The 552-nt window shown below is 45.5% G+C and carries 1 pseudogene; it reads right to left on the bottom strand.

The window, feature by feature from the left end:
- A pseudogene (locus tag QNI22_RS40215) lies at positions 1–552 on the bottom strand (SprB repeat-containing protein); the annotation flags it as partial.

The following is a 552-nucleotide window of genomic DNA, read 5'->3' as shown; positions in this document are numbered from 1 at the left end:
CGGTATAGTTACCCGCTGTCAGATTATTGAATACTGCGATGTTCTGATACGTTGTTCCATCCAGTGAGTATTCATACAAACCCGTTCCCCCACTGGCACTTACAGTAATTCTGCCTGTTGTGCCATTATGACAAACCAGATCGGTTACCGTGCTGGTTGCCACCAGTGTACAAGGCGAAGTACAGTTGGTTCCTACTGATGCTGTGGTGTTGAAGAAACATCCATCGGCTGTCACTACACGAATGCTATAAATACCTCCTGCCAAACCTGTGAATATGTTATTATTCGCACCAGCCGGGTTAACACTTCCATCAATGAAGTATTGATAGGGAGCTGTTCCGCCAGTCACAGTTACTGTAATAGCTCCATCTTTAGTTAAACAACTGGATTCAGAGGTCGTGTTAATAGTAACGGCAGAAATACCGTTTGGCGCGGTAATCACCTGAGTGTAACTCACTTTACAGTTGTTGGCATCCCGAACAGACACACTGTAACTGTTGCCTGCCAGACCGGTGAATGTATTCGATGTCTGGAAGTTGACTCCATCGATTG

The organism is Xanthocytophaga agilis (assembly GCF_030068605.1).
Classification (GTDB): domain Bacteria; phylum Bacteroidota; class Bacteroidia; order Cytophagales; family 172606-1; genus Xanthocytophaga; species Xanthocytophaga agilis.
This window is presented reverse-complemented; position numbering and strand designations above follow the sequence as displayed.